Annotated in this window: 17 protein-coding genes, 1 tRNA gene and 1 pseudogene; 6 read left to right on the top strand and 13 right to left on the bottom strand. The window is 72.4% G+C overall.

Translation table 11 applies throughout. The features are described 5' to 3' along the window. Positions 1-4: 4 nt before the first annotated feature. The gene (locus ACIQU4_RS10885; protein WP_403728138.1) at positions 5-1066 is read left to right on the top strand and encodes a sodium-dependent transporter; all 1062 of its coding nucleotides are present in this window, start codon (positions 5-7) and stop codon (positions 1064-1066) included. Here the strand turns inward: ACIQU4_RS10885 and ACIQU4_RS10880 are convergent. Beyond that, positions 1032-2330 carry a histidine kinase dimerization/phospho-acceptor domain-containing protein gene (locus ACIQU4_RS10880; protein ID WP_403728137.1) on the bottom strand — a complete coding sequence of 433 codons (1299 nt, stop codon included), beginning with the start codon at positions 2328-2330 and terminating at the stop codon, positions 1032-1034. The two genes, ACIQU4_RS10885 and ACIQU4_RS10880, sit on opposite strands and share 35 nt — an antisense overlap. 75 nt (positions 2331-2405) lie before the next feature. Between ACIQU4_RS10880 and ACIQU4_RS10875 the strand changes: the two genes are divergently transcribed. Both ACIQU4_RS10875 and ACIQU4_RS10870 read left to right on the top strand, forming a co-directional pair. Next, positions 2406-3257: an ABC transporter permease gene (locus ACIQU4_RS10875; protein ID WP_403728135.1), complete on the top strand. Its 852-nt coding sequence runs from the start codon at positions 2406-2408 to the stop codon at positions 3255-3257. A 22-nt stretch (positions 3258-3279) separates the two neighbouring features. Next, positions 3280-4017 (top strand): response regulator transcription factor, encoded by a 738-nt coding sequence (locus tag ACIQU4_RS10870; RefSeq protein WP_403728133.1) that lies wholly within the window; start codon positions 3280-3282, stop codon positions 4015-4017. Positions 4018-4414: 397 nt separating this feature from the next. On the opposite strand, the gene efeU is transcribed toward ACIQU4_RS10870, so the two are convergent. From efeU to ACIQU4_RS10850, 4 genes are all read right to left on the bottom strand, one after another. Then, on the bottom strand, positions 4415-5260 hold the full coding sequence (efeU, locus tag ACIQU4_RS10865) for an iron uptake transporter permease EfeU (protein WP_403728132.1): 846 nt from the start codon (positions 5258-5260) through the stop codon (positions 4415-4417). Between the two features lie 21 nt (positions 5261-5281). Beyond that, positions 5282-6433, bottom strand: a complete 1152-nt coding sequence (gene efeO, locus ACIQU4_RS10860) for an iron uptake system protein EfeO (protein WP_403728130.1) — start codon at positions 6431-6433, stop codon at positions 5282-5284. Between the two features lie 161 nt (positions 6434-6594). Continuing rightward, positions 6595-7536 carry a M56 family metallopeptidase gene (locus tag ACIQU4_RS10855; RefSeq protein WP_403728128.1) on the bottom strand — a complete coding sequence of 314 codons (942 nt, stop codon included), beginning with the start codon at positions 7534-7536 and terminating at the stop codon, positions 6595-6597. Further along, a complete protein-coding gene (locus ACIQU4_RS10850; RefSeq protein ID WP_403728126.1) occupies positions 7533-7904 on the bottom strand; it encodes a BlaI/MecI/CopY family transcriptional regulator in 372 nt (123 codons plus the stop codon). Before ACIQU4_RS10850 ends, ACIQU4_RS10855 begins: the two co-directional genes overlap by 4 nt. A gap of 154 nt (positions 7905-8058) precedes the next feature. On the opposite strand from ACIQU4_RS10850, the gene ACIQU4_RS10845 reads away from it, so the two are divergent. Next, positions 8059-8187: a hypothetical protein gene (locus tag ACIQU4_RS10845; protein WP_403728124.1), complete on the top strand. Its 129-nt coding sequence runs from the start codon at positions 8059-8061 to the stop codon at positions 8185-8187. A gap of 15 nt (positions 8188-8202) precedes the next feature. Here ACIQU4_RS10845 and ACIQU4_RS10840 read toward each other — a convergent pair whose 3' ends face one another. From ACIQU4_RS10840 to ACIQU4_RS10825, 4 genes and pseudogenes are all read right to left on the bottom strand, one after another. Then, positions 8203-8364 carry a hypothetical protein gene (locus tag ACIQU4_RS10840; RefSeq protein WP_403728122.1) on the bottom strand — a complete coding sequence of 54 codons (162 nt, stop codon included), beginning with the start codon at positions 8362-8364 and terminating at the stop codon, positions 8203-8205. After that, positions 8325-9377: an ATP-binding cassette domain-containing protein gene (locus ACIQU4_RS10835; protein WP_403728120.1), complete on the bottom strand. Its 1053-nt coding sequence runs from the start codon at positions 9375-9377 to the stop codon at positions 8325-8327. The genes ACIQU4_RS10840 and ACIQU4_RS10835 overlap by 40 nt, the downstream gene beginning before the upstream one ends. After that, positions 9374-9657: pseudogene (locus tag ACIQU4_RS10830) on the bottom strand (ABC transporter permease); the annotation flags it as partial. The pseudogene ACIQU4_RS10830 and the gene ACIQU4_RS10835, both read right to left, overlap by 4 nt. Before the next feature lie 340 nt (positions 9658-9997). Further along, a tRNA-Pro gene (locus ACIQU4_RS10825) sits at positions 9998-10074 on the bottom strand. Positions 10075-10211: 137 nt separating this feature from the next. Here ACIQU4_RS10825 and ACIQU4_RS10820 point away from each other — a divergent pair. After that, positions 10212-10913 (top strand): transketolase, encoded by a 702-nt coding sequence (locus tag ACIQU4_RS10820; protein ID WP_403728118.1) that lies wholly within the window; start codon positions 10212-10214, stop codon positions 10911-10913. Between the two features lie 12 nt (positions 10914-10925). Then, complete coding sequence (locus ACIQU4_RS10815) at positions 10926-11834, top strand: transketolase family protein (RefSeq protein WP_403728116.1); 909 nt, start codon at positions 10926-10928, stop codon at positions 11832-11834. Here the strand turns inward: ACIQU4_RS10815 and ACIQU4_RS10810 are convergent. The 4 genes from ACIQU4_RS10810 to ACIQU4_RS10795 form a co-directional block, all read right to left on the bottom strand. Further along, entirely contained in the window at positions 11831-12187 is a 357-nt protein-coding gene (locus ACIQU4_RS10810) for an MmcQ/YjbR family DNA-binding protein (RefSeq protein WP_403728114.1), read from the bottom strand. The two genes, ACIQU4_RS10815 and ACIQU4_RS10810, sit on opposite strands and share 4 nt — an antisense overlap. An 84-nt stretch (positions 12188-12271) precedes the next feature. Further along, complete coding sequence (locus ACIQU4_RS10805) at positions 12272-12823, bottom strand: GAF domain-containing protein (protein WP_403728112.1); 552 nt, start codon at positions 12821-12823, stop codon at positions 12272-12274. Beyond that, entirely contained in the window at positions 12820-13452 is a 633-nt protein-coding gene (locus tag ACIQU4_RS10800) for a GTP-binding protein (RefSeq protein WP_403728110.1), read from the bottom strand. Before ACIQU4_RS10800 ends, ACIQU4_RS10805 begins: the two co-directional genes overlap by 4 nt. Next, on the bottom strand, positions 13430-13819 hold the full coding sequence (locus ACIQU4_RS10795) for a DUF742 domain-containing protein (protein WP_403728527.1): 390 nt from the start codon (positions 13817-13819) through the stop codon (positions 13430-13432). Before ACIQU4_RS10795 ends, ACIQU4_RS10800 begins: the two co-directional genes overlap by 23 nt. Between the last annotated feature and the right edge of the window lie 14 nt (positions 13820-13833).

The following is a 13833-nucleotide window of genomic DNA, read 5'->3' as shown; positions in this document are numbered from 1 at the left end:
CGCCATGCAGACCGCGCCGCCTTCCGGACATCTCCTCGCCGGGCCGCTGACGTTCCTGCGCAGACGGCTCGGCCGGGCCTCCTGCGCGGCTTACGTCGCGGCCGCCGCCCTGCCCGCCCCGGGCCTGTGGCTGAGCCACGCGCATACCGCGGCTCTGGGCGCACCGATGCGTGCCGGCGTCAGCATCCCGCAGATCCTGCTCGCCGCCGTCCTGTTCGCGGCCGGGCTGCGGGCCTGCCCCCGAGGCCTGACCCGCATGCTGCGCCGGCCCCGCGTCCTGGTGGCCGGACTGGCCCTCCACCTGACCACACCGCTGCTGATCATCCCCGTCGTCGTCCTGGCCCTGCGCTGCTCTCCCGACTCCGACGGCGGCAGCGGCATGGTCGCCGCGATGATCCTGACGCTCGCCATGCCGGTGGCCGCCGGGGCCACCGTGTGGACCGGCGGGGGCCGGGGTGACGAACCGGCCATACTGGGCCTGGTCCTCGCGTCCGCTCTCGTCAGCCCCCTGACCGTGCCGGTCACGATCGGCGCCCTGGCCCCACTGCTCAGCTCCGAGTACGCGCAGTCCCTGGCGGCCGCCGCACACGCCACGGGCAGCGGCTTCGCTCTCACCGGGGTCCTACTGCCCTGCGCCGCCGGCATCGGCTGCCGCCTCCTGTTACCCGAACGCGCGGAGCGCACCATGCTGCCCCTGGCCGCGCTCACGGCGGTCCTCGCCGCGCTCCTGCTCACCTACGTCAACGCCAGCGGCGCGCTGGGCCAGTTCCTTATGCACCCCCGCCCGCTGCTCCTCCTCGCGGCGGGCGGCACCGCCGTGGTCGTCTGCGTCCTGTCCTTCGGCTGGGGCCGCTGCTGCGCCCGCGCCCTGCGTCTGACAACGCCCGCCGGCATGTCCGTCACGCTGGCCTGCGGCATGAGCAACAGCAGCGCGGGCGCCGTGCTCATCACCACCGCGATGCCGGACCGGCCGCAGATCCTGCTGCCCGTGCTCGCGTTCAGCCTGCTGCAGAAGCTCGCCGCGAACCGGGTCACGCGCTTTCGTCCAGCGGCAGCAGCAGGGTGAAGCGGGTGGGGGCGAGCCCGGTCAGCCCCAGGCGGGCACCGGCGTCCTCGGCCAGCTCCCGCGCCAGTGCCAGCCCGATGCCCGAGCCGGTACCGGTACCGGTACCGGTACCGCGTTCGAAGATCATCCGAGCGTCCAGGGCGGCGGTTCCCTCGTCGGCGACGTCCAGGGCGAGCGCCGTTCCCAGGTCGCGCAGGGTCAGCGTGACGGTTCCGCCGCCGTGGCGGTGGGCGTTGTCCAAGAGGATGTCGAGGATCTGATCGGTGGTGCGGCCGGGCACGGACAACTGTCCCACCGCCGACTCCCAGCCCATGGTCAGACGGCGGCCGTCTTGGGCCAGCACGCCATGCCACCGGCGCTCGGCCGCCTCCAGCAGATCACCGACCGGCTGCGCCGAGGCAGGTACAGGCGCAGAGGCATCCGTCGTGGCCAGCCGCAGCACCTCGTCGATGGTGCGGTCCAGGTGCCGTGACTGCTCCGCCGCCTCCGCGAGCGCGGCGCGCGGATCCGTGTCCGGGTCGGCCAAGGCCGCTTCCAGGCCGAGCTGCATTCCGGTCAGGGGGGTGCGCAGCTGGTGGGAGGCATTGGCGGTGAAGTGCCGTTCGCGTTCCAGAAGCCGTGCGAGTCGGGTGACCATCGCGTTGTGGGCGCGCGCCACCTCGTCGATCTCGGTGATCGTGCTGCGAGGGGCCCTGGCCGTCAGATCGCCATCGGCGATGGCGAGCGAGGTAAGGGCGAGGGCCTCCAGCGGGGAGCTGAGGGCGGACGCCTGCCTGCGGGCCACGACGACGGCCGCGCCGAGCGCCAGCAGACAGAGTCCCAGCAGAGCGGCCCAGCCCCACAGCACCCGTGTCCACACGCTGCGGGCAAGGGTCGAAGCACGGATCACCCCGATGACCCGCTCACCGCTGGACACGGGTACCGCAACGACGAGTTCGCCACCGGGCTGCTCCTGGGCCACGCCCCCGGCCAGCGCTCGGCGGACGGCGTCGCCGCCCGCGGCCGGCCCCGCTCCGGAGCGCAGCCTGGCGGCGGTGTCATAGACGCCCAGCCGCGCTTCGCCCCGCCTGCCGGGGAGCTCCACGGGGTCTCCGGAGGTGAACTCGGGCCCGACCCGTACGACAGCGGCCGTGGCGTCCCGCTCCAGCTCCCCGTACTCGTCGGCGAAGAACGTGAACCGGATGGCCACGGCCAGCGGCACGGCCAGCAGAAGAAGGGCCACAGCCGCAGCCACCAGGGCCACGCGGACCACGCGCGCTCTCATGCCGCCCATCATGGGGGCGCGTGGCCGCCGGGCACGGCTTCCGCAACCGACGGCGGGTTTTACCGTCCTCTCACCGTGCCCGGGCCGGGCGCCGACCATCCTCTTCCTAACGTCGTCGACAGAGCAGTCCGCCCTCCGCAAAGGACGCGAGGATCATGCGACGCACTCCCGCCCTCCCTCTGGCCGCACTCGCGCTGGCCGGCGCCGTCCTGGCCGGATGCGGCGGCGCCTCCCAGCCCGCCGCTCCCCGGCCACCCGGCACAGCCGCCGCACCGGTTCCGGCGGAGTCCAACCCGGCCGGCGACATCCCCGACAGCCAGGATCGGCGTCCTGCTCCAGTCGGGGAACCTCCGCTTCCTCGTCGCCAACGCCGACTACGTTGCCCGCAGTACCGGCAACGACGCCGTCGGTGCCTTCCTCCTGGACACCGGCGGCACGCATCAGGGCGGCATCGCCGCCGGCCTCCGCCGTCAGCTGGGCACCGCGGCCACGGTCACGGACCTCACCCTGACCCGCTCCACCGTCGGCTCCAGCCTCACCTCCGTGGACCTGGCCGGACTCACCCGGATCGAACTCGGCTTCGCCGTCCTGCTGGCGGCCGCGTCCGGCGGCCTCGTCCTGGCCCTGGGCCTGGCCGAGCGGCGACGTACCTTCGCGATCGCCACCGTCCTCGGTGCCACCCGGCGCCAGCTGCGCGGACTCGTCCTCACCGAGGCGGCGGCCCTGACCGCGGGAGGGCTCGCGGGCGGCTCCCTCATCGGCTGGTCCCTGTCGCAGATGCTCGTCAAGGTCCTCACCGGCGTCTTCGACCCGCCGCCCGCCACCACCGCCGTCCCATGGACCTACCTCGTCCTCACCGCCGCCGCCGCCCTGAACGCCGCCCGGCGCTCCTCCCGTCCGGCCGTCGAGGAACTGCGCGAACTGTGAGGCGTACGCCTACGCTCTGACCATGCCCGCGCCCCAGGACCGCAGCCCCGCCCCCGTCCTCCTGGTCATCGAGGACGACGACACCATCGGACGGCACCTCGACACCGGACTGCGGGCGCAGGGGTACGCCACCACCTGGTGCCGCACCGGCAGCGGCGGCCTCGCCGCCGCCCGCGCCACGCCCCCTGACGTCGTGCTGCTCGACCTCGGACTGCCCGACGCCGACGGCATCGACATCGCCCGCGAGCTGCGCAGCCGCCATCCCTACCTGCTGCTCGTCATCCTGACCGCCCGCAGTGAGGAGATCGACGTCATCGCGGGCCTCGACGCGGGAGCCGACGACTACCTCGTCAAGCCCTTCACCCTGTCCGTGCTGTTGGCCCGGCTCCGCGCCCACCTGCGCCGCCTCCCGGCCGGTCACGGCGAGCGCGAGACGACGTACCGGATCGGCGACCTCACCTTGGACACCCGAGCCCACAAATGCCTGCTCGGGGACGTCGAAGTCCCCCTGCGGCCGAAGGAATTCGACCTGCTCGCCGTCCTGGCCCGACACGCCGGCGCTGCCGTGTCCCGTGAAGACCTGATGGCGCAGGTGTGGGACGAGAACTGGTTCGGGCCGACCAAAACGCTGGACGTCACCCTCGCCTCGCTCCGCCGGCGCCTCCAGCAGTCCGCCCCCGACTCCCGACAGCCTGCGCAAGCCCCCAGCATCACCACCCTGCGCGGCTACGGGTACCGCCTCGAGAACGAGCGACGGTGATTGGAGCCGCTCCGGCCCGCGCGCGCCGCAAGTCCGGGATTTAGTGCAGGCCGGGCGGGCGTTCGACCCGCGTCATGGGTATGTCCGTCAGCCGCAGTACCGTCCTGCGTCCGGTGGACGCGCGCGCGGCCGGCCCTTCCCGAACCGGAAGTGCCGGCCCCGCGGGTCGTGGGCGTCGATGAGTATGCGTCGCGCAACTCGCAGGGGCTGAGCGCCCCGGGGATCGCCGCGGGGCCGAGGGACCCCTCGGCGGGTCCGCTCGGGCAGCGCTGTCCCGCGCTGCCGCCGTGTCGTTCTTGTGCCGTGGTACACCGTCGCTCCCCTGCCCACCGAGCGCCGACCGGCCGGTCCTTGCGGAGCGTGGCGGGCCGGGCGGCGGCGACGGGCGGCAGGCCGCCTACTCGGCTGCCGGTGCCCCGGTGGCCTTCGGCCGAGGGACGGGCCGGGTTCGTTCCGGGGCGAGGAAGAAGGCCATGACCGGTGCCAGGTACAGGCCCCAGACGGTCACCTGGAGCACGGTGGGGTCGGACTGGAAGTTGAAGACGCCCTTGAGGAGGGTGCCGTACCAGGAGTCCGGCGGCACGGCCGCGCTGATGTCGAACGCCAGGCGGTGCAGACCGGGCAGGATGTCGGCTTCCTGGAGGTCGTGGATGCCGTACGCGAGAACGCCCGCGGCGACGACGACGAGCATGGCGCCGGTCCAGCGGAAGAACTTGGCCAGGTTGATGCGCAGGGCGCCCTTGTAGAAGAGCCAGCCGAGGACGACGGAAGTGGCGAGTCCCAGGAGGGCGCCGACGAGGGGGCGGACGCCGTCGCCGGTGGCCTGGACCGCGGTCCAGATGAACAGGGAGGTTTCCAGGCCTTCGCGGCCGACTGCGAAGAAGGAGGTCACCACGAGGGCTCCGGTGCCGACGGCGAGGGCGGCGTCCAGCTTGTCCTGGAGTTCGCTCTTGAGATGGCGGGCGGTGCGCCGCATCCAGAACACCATCCAGGTGACCAGGGCGACGGACAGGACGGACAGGGTTCCGCCGAGGGCTTCCTTGGCCTGGAAGGTCAGGGTGGAGGAGCCGAACTGGAGGAGCGCCCCGAAGGCGAGGCTGAGGGCGACCGCGATGCCGACGCCGGCCCACAGGGGCGGGAGCTGGCGGCGGTTGCCGGTCTTGACGAGGTAGGCGACGAGGATGCAGACGACGAGGCTCGCTTCGAGGCCTTCGCGCAGTCCGATCAGGAAGTTGCCGAACATGGGTGGCGGTGTCCTTCCGGACTACTTTGCGACGGCGGCGGCGAGCTTGGACAGGGGTTCGGCGAGTGCGTTCACGCCGTCGGAGAGCTCCTTGCGCTGCGGCTCGGCGATGGTGCCGTAGGACGCGTACTCGTATCCGCTCGTGCCGATCCGGTACTTGTCCAGCAGCGCGGCCAGGGCCGCGAACTGGCCGTCGAGGTCCTTCACCAGCTGGGGGTCGTTCTTGGCGGCGACGGGCTTGAGGAGCTCGTACGCCTTCTGGGCCCCTTCGAGGTTGCCCTTGAAGTCCACGAGGTCGGTGTGGGAGTAGCGGTCCTCCTCACCGGTGATCTTGTTGCGGGAGACCTCGTCGAGGAGCTCCTTGGCACCGTTCGCCATGGAGGTGGGTGTGATCTCGGCGGTGCCGACCTTCGTCACCCAGTCGTTCAGGTCGGTCATGAGCTGGCCGGCGAGTTCCTTCTCCCGGTCGCCGATCTTGCCGTCCTGCCACAGCGCCTTCTCCAGGCGGTGCCAGCCGGTCCAGTCCTTCGCCGGGTCCTGCCCGGCCTCCAGACCGTCCTCGCGTACGTCGACCTTCGGGTCGATGTCGCCGAAGGACTCGGCGACCGGCTCGGTGCGCTCCCAGCCGATGCGGGAGGGTGCGTAGAGCTTCTTCGCGGTTTCTAGGTCCCCGGCCTTGACGGCGTCGGCGAATTCCTTGGCCTTCGGGAGGGTCTCCTGTGCCTGTTCGAGGACGTACGAACGGTAGGCGGCGACGGCGGCGTCCGCCTCCGGGCTCCGCTTGGCAGCCGCGTTCTGCCCGGTGGCTGTGACCTTCTGGCGGATGCCGTCACCCTTCATGCCGGGCTTGCAGGAGATCTCGTAGTCGCCCGCCTTGAGCTCGGCGGTGATCGAGGTCTTGGTGCCCGGGCCGATGTTCTCGCGTTCCGCCGCGATCCGGTCGTCCGGGAACAGCACATACACCTCGGTGACCTTGGAGCCGGTGTTCTCCACGTCCAGGGTGAGGTGTCCGGCCGGGAATTCGGCCTTGGAGACCTCGCAGGCAGAGTCCGAGGCCGTCACCTTGATCGCACCGTCGCCGCTCGCGGATTTCTGCGAGCAGCCCGAAAGCGATACGACGGCCGCTATGACGGCGCTGGCGCCGGCAAGCAGGTGACGGGATCTCGCGGGCATGGGGGCCTCGTTTCACGCGGGGGTATGCAAGCACCGGGAAATCAGGCCCGGCCGCCGCGGAGTCTACTCACATGTAGACAGTAAGGAAAGGCTGCCCTTACGCGCACATTCGGCGAGCACCGGAAGCCGGGACCGACAAGGCCCCGACGGCCTGCCGGACATCAGTCGGCGGGGTGCTCGCCCTGGGCGATTTCGACCCCTTGGTGCAGCCAGACGGCCCCGGCCAGGGAGGATGCGCCGGCCGCGGTGCACAGCAGGGCCATGGCCAGCACCGCGGGGGCGATGCGCCGGGCCGGCGCCTGGGTGAGCAGGGCCTTCACCCGGGCGGGGACCGGCCCGGTGACAGCTCCCGCCGCCAGCACGGATCCCCCGGGCCGCTCGCCGCCACGGGTGACGGCCAGCGCAGCGCGCCCCACGGCATGCGCGGTGAGCGTCCGGCTGCCGGTGGTGCGGGCCGCGGACTCGTCCGCCGCCCGTTCAGCGGCGAACGACACCTGCGGGATGACGGCGGCCAGCGCCGGGTGACACCATCCGGCGAGCTGGGCGACGGCGAGGAAGAGGTGGTGGCGCGAGGCGAGGTGCGCGCGCTCGTGGGCCAGGAGGGCTTCTCGTTCGCGCGGCTCCAGTGAGCGCAACATGCCGGTGGTCACCACGACCCGGCCCTCGCCCCGCAGTCCACCGGGAAGGGCGTAGGCGTCCGGGCGCGGGTCGCACAATACGCACAACCCCCCGACCGCCGGGAGGTGGGCGACGTCGCCGTGGGCGGTACGCAGGTGCTTGGCCTCGGACAGCCCGCATCGGGCCACGGTGACGCCGATGGCCGCGACGATCCCGGAGGACAGCACGGAGATGCCCAGCGCCAGCGGCGCCGGACCGGCCTGGAACGGCTGGATCAGGTGCACGAGGGCAGCCAGGGGCGGGATCGTCAGGGCCAGGGGCAGCAGCAGGGCGCCCAGGCACGCCACGACCCCGAGGGCCAGCGCTCCCGTGGCGGTGGTGATCGTCCACAGCGCGACCTCAGGACGCACCCGGCCCGCCGTGCGCCGGGCGAGCGGCGGCAGGAGCCAGGGCAGGAGGAGGGGGACGATCAGCAGCGCAATCACTGCCCGCCTCCCTCCAGCAGCCGCCTGAGCTCCGCCTCGTCGTCGGAGCCGAGCCCTTCGACGAACCGGGCCAGGACGACGCTGCGGTCACCGTCCTGATCGAGCTCGCGGTGCATCCGGCGGGCGGTGAGGCCGTGCGCGTCCTCCACCGGGAAGTACAGGAAGCCCCGCCCGTCGGGATTGCGGTCGATGACGCCCTTCTCGTGCAGCCGGGCGAGCAGCGTCGCCACCGTGGTCCGGGCCAGCGGCTGCGGTATCGCCTCCCTGACCTGCGCCGCCGACCGCGGCTTCCCCGCAGCCCACAGCGCCGCCAGGACGCTGGCCTCCAACTCGCCGGCCGGCCGGCGTTCGCTCGCGCTGCCCGTCATGACACCTTCCTCTCACGGAGATCGTCTACAGCGAGGCAGATCGACTACTGCTCTGTAGACAGAGAGTAGGTGGACCGCATCCGATACGGTCCGGCGGCCTCGTCCCTGCGGCGGTAGGTCCGCCCCGACCACCATTATCGACGGGGCCGCTCCGATGCCCGCAGCACAGCTCGCCGCGGCCGCAGACCGACGCATCCGCGGCTACGCCATGCCCGGCGACGTCGTCGCCGTGTTCGCCGAGGCACTGAAAACCGTGGCTGGGGAGACCATCCCGCACCCCTGAGCCCGAGGCCGGCTCTCACGCGCCGGGGACGAGCTCGGCGGTGACCCCGCGGGTGGTCACTCGGCCGGTCTCCAGGAGGTGCACGGTGTCGGTGTGGGCGGCGATCAGGTGGAGCTCGTGGGAGACCGTCACGACGGTCAGACCGCGTTCGGTGCGCAGACGGGCCGGCAGCTCCATGACGTGACGGCGGTCTCGGGGTCGAGGGCGGACGTGATCTCGTCGCAGAGCAGGTAGCCGGGATCGGTGGCGAGGGCTCGGGCTCGGGCTCGGGCTCGGGCGACGGATGCGCGCTGACGCTGGCCGCCGGAGAGTTCGCCGGGGTATCGGGCGGCGAAGTCGGCCGGGAGTTCAACCTGCTCCAGGAGCTCGCCGACGTTTCCCGCGATCTGCGGCCGCGGCAGCCCGCTGTGCAGGCGCAGGGGTCTGGCGAGGGCGGCGCCGACGGTACGGGAGGGGTTCAGGGCATCGAGAGGGTTCTGCGGCACGAGTTGAATTCGACGATGGCGCTCGCGCCGGCGCTTGCGGGCGGTGAAGGCGAGCGGGTGACCATCCAGAGTGAGCCGGCCGGCGTCCGCAGGGTGGAGCCCCGCCAGCACACGGAGCAGAGTGGTCTTGCCGGAGCCCGAGGGCCCGACGATTCCGGTGGCGGTGCCGGGAGCTGCGGCGAAGTCGACCGAGTCGAGAGCCTGCTGGCGCCCGGCGCGGTGGCTGAAGGCGACGCGGATGCCCTGCGCGCGCAGCCCTTCCCCGTCCTCCTTGGAAACCGGTGACATGGGACCGGCGTCGGGTGCGGTGAGGCGTACGACGTGATGGGCGCAGGCCTCGACGAGTTCGGGGTCGTGGCAGGCCATGACGACGGCCAGGCCCCGGCTCGTGGACAGGTCACGGAGCAGTTCGGCGATCTCATCGCGGAGGCCGGAGTCGAGTCCGGCGGTGGGTTCGTCGAGGAGGAGGATCTCGGGGGTGCGGGCCAGGGCCCGGGCAAGGGCCACACGGCGCTGCTGGCCGCCGGATATCGCGGTGGGGCGTCGGTCGGGCAGGCCGTCGTCGACCGGGAGGCGGCACTCGCGCAGGAGCCCGGGCACGGCTTCGTCGCTCGGGTCGCCGGCGGTCTCGGCGACGATGCCGCGGAAGGGGGTCGCCGTGGTCGGGGTGGACGGGTGTTCCGCTGCGGGTGCGGTGTCGCTCACGAGGTGGTCACCGCCTTGAGTGCGGAGCGGGAGGCGAGGGAGGCGGAGGCCAGGTTGAAGCTGATCGCCAGGACGGCGATGGCCAGGCCGGGGGCGAGTACGGCCCAGGGGTCGAGGAGGATGCCCGGGCGTTCTCACGGATCATCAGGGCCCAGTCGGCTGCCGGGGGCTGGGGTCCGATCTGGGGAAACCCCGCCATGGAGATGACGTACACGGCTTCCACGAAGCGGAGCCCGAACAGGGCGAGGACGGTGGCCCGCAGGTTCGGGAGTGCCTCCCGTTCCCGCGCACATCGGCTGTTCGCAGCGAGCGTGCGACTCCCACATCGCGTGTCGAAACGATGTCGCAACTCAACTCGCGTACACAGCCACCCTCACCCGAGCCCAGAAGCGAAACGACCGACGGGCCTGGCCGGAACGGCTGCGACCACCACGCGACCAACCTCCAGCACCTCCGCGAAGCCCTCAACCGGCTCCGCTCCCCCGCCCCGACCGGCTTCCACCCCACCGCCGACCAACCCCAGAGCGGGCGTGCGACCGCACTGCGACCACCAGCATTCCGGGCATGGAAAAGGCCGTTCTCTCACGTGTGAGAGAACGGCCTCCGACCTGCATCAAGCATGGTCGGGACGACAGGATTTGAACCTGCGACCCCTTGACCCCCAGTCAAGTGCGCTACCAAGCTGCGCCACGTCCCGATACCCGTTGACCTGGGGTTTTCCCTGGCCGAACGCGCAGGAGAACAATACCGCACTTCGCGGGGTGGTCGCGCGCACCTTTCGTCAGGTCGGGGCGGGCTTGACCTCAAGCAGACTTGAGGTTGCACGATCGGTGCATGACACAGGCAACCGCGGACACGGGGTTCCGCTACGAGGATCTGGGCCGGCTCATCGCGCTCATGACCGGGGCCGAGAAGCACGGGCCCGCCGCTCACTCCACGCTCGACGTGCTGTGGGTGCTCTACGACCGGGTGCTGCGCGTGGAGCCCGAGGCGGCCGAGGAGGCCGGGCGCGACCGGTTCCTGCTCTCCAAGGGGCACGGGCCGATGGCGTACTACGCCGTACTCGCCGCCAAGGGGTTCTTCCCGGTGGACTGGCTGCGCGGTTTCGGCTCGTACGACTCGCCCCTCGGGCACCACCCGGACCGCACGCTGATCCCCGGAGTGGAGATCGGCAGCGGCTCGCTCGGGCACGGGCTGCCGCTCGCCGTCGGCAGCGCGCTCGGGCTGCGGGCTCAGGGGCTGGACGACCCGGCGGTGTGGGTGCTGATCGGGGACGCGGAGCTCGACGAGGGCAGCAACCACGAGGCCATCGCCTACGCCGGCGCCGCCGGGCTGGAGCGGCTGCACACCGTCGTGATCGACAACGACTCCGCGACCCACGGCTGGCGCGGCGGGATCGCCTCCCGCTTCGAGGCCGCCGGCTGGTCGGCGGTGACCGTCGACGGCCGGGACCACGCGGCGCTGCACGCCGCATTCACCACACCGCATCCGGGCCGGCCCCACGCCGTCATCGCCCGTGTCGAGAAGAAGCAGTAGAGGGGTTTGGTCGTGGACAACATGCGGGAGCGGTTCGTCTCCGTCACTTCGCGCGCGCTCGACGAGGATCCGCGGCTGGCGCTCGTGCTCGCCGAGATCACCATGGACGGGTTCCGGCCCGGCCGGCAGCGCCATCCGGAGCGGGTGATCAACGTCGGGATCAGGGAACAGCTGCTGATCGGGGTCGGCGGCGGGCTGGCCCTGACCGGGCTGCGGCCGATCGTGCACACCTTCGCCAGCTTCCTGGTGGAGCGGCCGTTCGAGCAGGTCAAGCTGGACTTCGGGCACCAGGGCACGGGCGGGGTCCTGGTCAGCGCGAGCGCCAGCTACGACTGGCCGGCCGGCGGGCTCACGCACATGGCACCGGGGGACGTGGCGCTGATGGACACCCTCGACGGCTGGACGGTCCACGTGCCGGGGCATCCGGACGAGGCCGAGGCGCTGCTGCGCCACGCCTACGCCGCCGGGGACGACAAGGTCTACGTGCGCCTCTCGCAGCAGTCGAACGCCGCCCCGCGCGCGGTGAACGGCGCGGGCTTCCTGACCGTACGGGAGGCAGGCCCCGGCGCCGCCGTCGTCGTCGCCGTCGGCCCGCTGCTGGACAACGTGCTCGCCGCGACGGAGGGGCTGGACGTGACCGTGCTGTACGCCACGACCGTGCGGCCCTTCGACGATTCGGCCCTGCGCGGGGCCGTCGGCCGGGGCACGGCCGACGTGGTCCTCGTCGAGCCGTACCTGGCCGGCACCTCCACGGCGGCCGCGGCGCAGGCCCTGACGGAGGTCCCGCACCGGATCCTCGGCCTCGGCGTCGGCCGCGCCGAGCTCCGCCGCTACGGCACGATCGAGGAGCACACCGCCGCGCACGGCCTCGACCCGCACTCCCTCCGTGAGCGGATCGGCGCCTTCGTCCAGCCGCGCTAGCGCCCGTCCAGTTCCGGGTGGGCCGCGGCCAGGCGCTTGGGGGCCGCCTGGAGCCAGGAGTCGATCAGGATCGCGCGCAGCTCGGCGGCGCCCTCCAGCGCCGCCAGCCGGACCCGGAGCCAGGCGTAGTTGTCGTCGTGTCCCTCCCGGATGAAGAACTTCTCCGGCTCGGCGGCGATCAGCTCGGCGCGGTCCTCCTTCGGGCACTTCACCCCGATCGAGGCGTCGTCCTCGCCGAGCGCGGCGAATATCTTCCCGCCCACCCGGAACGTGGGCATGCCCCATGCGAGCTTCTCGCTGCTGCCGGGCAGCGACAGCGCGGTCGTACGCACGTCCTCGGCGGTCACGGCCATCGCGCGACTCCTCTCCCCACCACCGGTCGGGCTGATGTCGTCGACCGTAACGGCCGGCACTGACAACCGCCCCCGGACGGGGGCTCAGCCGGTGCGGAGGGTGTCTTCGCGCGCGTGGATGATCTCCAGGAGGTCCGCCGCCAGGGATTTGGCCGTGGCCAGGCCTTTCAGGCCCCAGCGGCGGGGTTCCACGTCGACCGCGCAGACCGTGCCCAGGACGGCCCCCGTCCGGTCGATCAGCGGCGCGCCCACGTACGACCGGACCCCGCTCTCGTCCACCACCGCGTTGCCCGCGAAGCGCGCGAAGTCCCGTACGTCCTCCAGCACCAGCGCCCGGCGCCGCACCACCACGTGCGGGCAGTACCCACGGTCCCGCGGCAGCACCCGCGCCGGGTACCCGCTCGCCGGGGCGTCCGGCGCGTGGTGCAGCCCGGCGAAGAACTGCCGCTCCTCACCGACGAAGTTGACCCCCGCGTACGGGGCCGCCAGTACCTCGGCGATCTGCCGGGCGAAGGCGTCGAGCTCCGTGTCCGCCCGCTCCCCCAGGCCCAGTTCGCGCAGCCGGACGGCGCGCGCGGGCGCCTCCCGGTCCACCGGCGTGAGCAGCAGGTGTCCGGTCGACTCGTAGTACGTCATCGCAGTTTCCCCCCATCCCCATCCCATGATTTTGCTGACTTGTCTGTCGCCGCCATGAAGAGCAAGTGGTGGACCAGGGCGGCCAGCGCCCCCGTACCCGAGCTGGTCAGCCGCGCGTCGCACCGTACGACGGGCACTTCGGGCCCGAGTCCCACCGCATCCCGGACCTCGGCGGCGGTGTAGCGGTGGCCCTCGTCGAACTCGTTGACGGCGACGATGAACCCGATGCCGCGCCGCTCGAAGAAGTCCACGGCCGGGAAGCAGTCGGCGAGGCGGCGCGTGTCCGCGAGCACCACCGCGCCGAGCGCACCCGCGCACAGCTCCTCCCACAGGAACCAGAAGCGCTGCTGCCCCGGCGTACCGAAGAGGTACAGGACGTGCCGCTCGTCCAGGGTGATCCGGCCGAAGTCGAGCGCGACGGTCGTCGACGTCTTCGCCTCGACCCCGTCGAGCGGGTCGGGGCCCTCGCTCAGCCCGCTGAGCAGCTCCTCCGTGCACAGCGGCTCGATCTCGCTCACCGCGCCCACGAAGGTCGTCTTGCCCGCCCCGAACCCTCCCGCGACCAGGATCTTCAGCGTCGCGGGCAGGGCAGGGGCGAGGCGGGTGTCACAGTCGTCGGCGTAGGCCATCGAGCACCGCCCGGAGCAGGTTCTGGTCGTCGGCGGCGACGTATCCGCCACCCGGGAACCGCGGCGCCTGCGCCGTGACGGCCCCGTATTCCATCAGGTCGGACAGCAGCACCTTCACCACCACCGCCGGCAGCCGCAGCTGTCCGGCCACCTCGGCGACGGTGACGGCCGCGGAGCCCGCGCACAGGCGCAGCGCCAGCGTGTGCTCCGCGCCGAGCGGGCCGCGCGGCCGCACCCCCGTCGCGGTCACCAGGGACAGCAGGTCGAGTGCGGCGGTCGGGCGGGTCCGCCCGCCGCTGGCGGTGTACGGGCGCATCACCCGGCCCGCCGAATCGTCGAGCCAGGGCGTGTCCCGCGCAGCCCCCATGCCGTACGTGACGC

The organism is Streptomyces sp. NPDC090741 (assembly GCF_044769045.1).
In the GTDB taxonomy this organism is placed as follows: domain Bacteria; phylum Actinomycetota; class Actinomycetes; order Streptomycetales; family Streptomycetaceae; genus Streptomyces.
Note: the sequence above shows the minus strand (reverse complement) of the source record. Positions and strands in the feature narration are given on the sequence as shown.

Coding starts and splice junctions, on each gene's coding strand:
- efeO (WP_403728130.1), bottom strand. CDS start 6,433: ATGCCCGCGAGATCCCGTCACCTGCTTGCCGGCGCCAGCGCCGTCATA.
- ACIQU4_RS10885 (WP_403728138.1), top strand. CDS start 5: ATGCAGACCGCGCCGCCTTCCGGACATCTCCTCGCCGGGCCGCTGACG.
- efeU (WP_403728132.1), bottom strand. CDS start 5,260: ATGTTCGGCAACTTCCTGATCGGACTGCGCGAAGGCCTCGAAGCGAGC.
- ACIQU4_RS10880 (WP_403728137.1), bottom strand. CDS start 2,330: ATGAGAGCGCGCGTGGTCCGCGTGGCCCTGGTGGCTGCGGCTGTGGCC.
- ACIQU4_RS10810 (WP_403728114.1), bottom strand. CDS start 12,187: ATGGCCGTGACCGCCGAGGACGTGCGTACGACCGCGCTGTCGCTGCCC.
- ACIQU4_RS10820 (WP_403728118.1), top strand. CDS start 10,212: ATGACACAGGCAACCGCGGACACGGGGTTCCGCTACGAGGATCTGGGC.
- ACIQU4_RS10840 (WP_403728122.1), bottom strand. CDS start 8,364: ATGGAGCTGCCGGCCCGTCTGCGCACCGAACGCGGTCTGACCGTCGTG.
- ACIQU4_RS10850 (WP_403728126.1), bottom strand. CDS start 7,904: ATGACGGGCAGCGCGAGCGAACGCCGGCCGGCCGGCGAGTTGGAGGCC.
- ACIQU4_RS10805 (WP_403728112.1), bottom strand. CDS start 12,823: ATGACGTACTACGAGTCGACCGGACACCTGCTGCTCACGCCGGTGGAC.
- ACIQU4_RS10800 (WP_403728110.1), bottom strand. CDS start 13,452: ATGGCCTACGCCGACGACTGTGACACCCGCCTCGCCCCTGCCCTGCCC.
- ACIQU4_RS10845 (WP_403728124.1), top strand. CDS start 8,059: ATGCCCGCAGCACAGCTCGCCGCGGCCGCAGACCGACGCATCCGCGGC.
- ACIQU4_RS10870 (WP_403728133.1), top strand. CDS start 3,280: ATGCCCGCGCCCCAGGACCGCAGCCCCGCCCCCGTCCTCCTGGTCATC.
- ACIQU4_RS10795 (WP_403728527.1), bottom strand. CDS start 13,819: ATGGGGGCTGCGCGGGACACGCCCTGGCTCGACGATTCGGCGGGCCGG.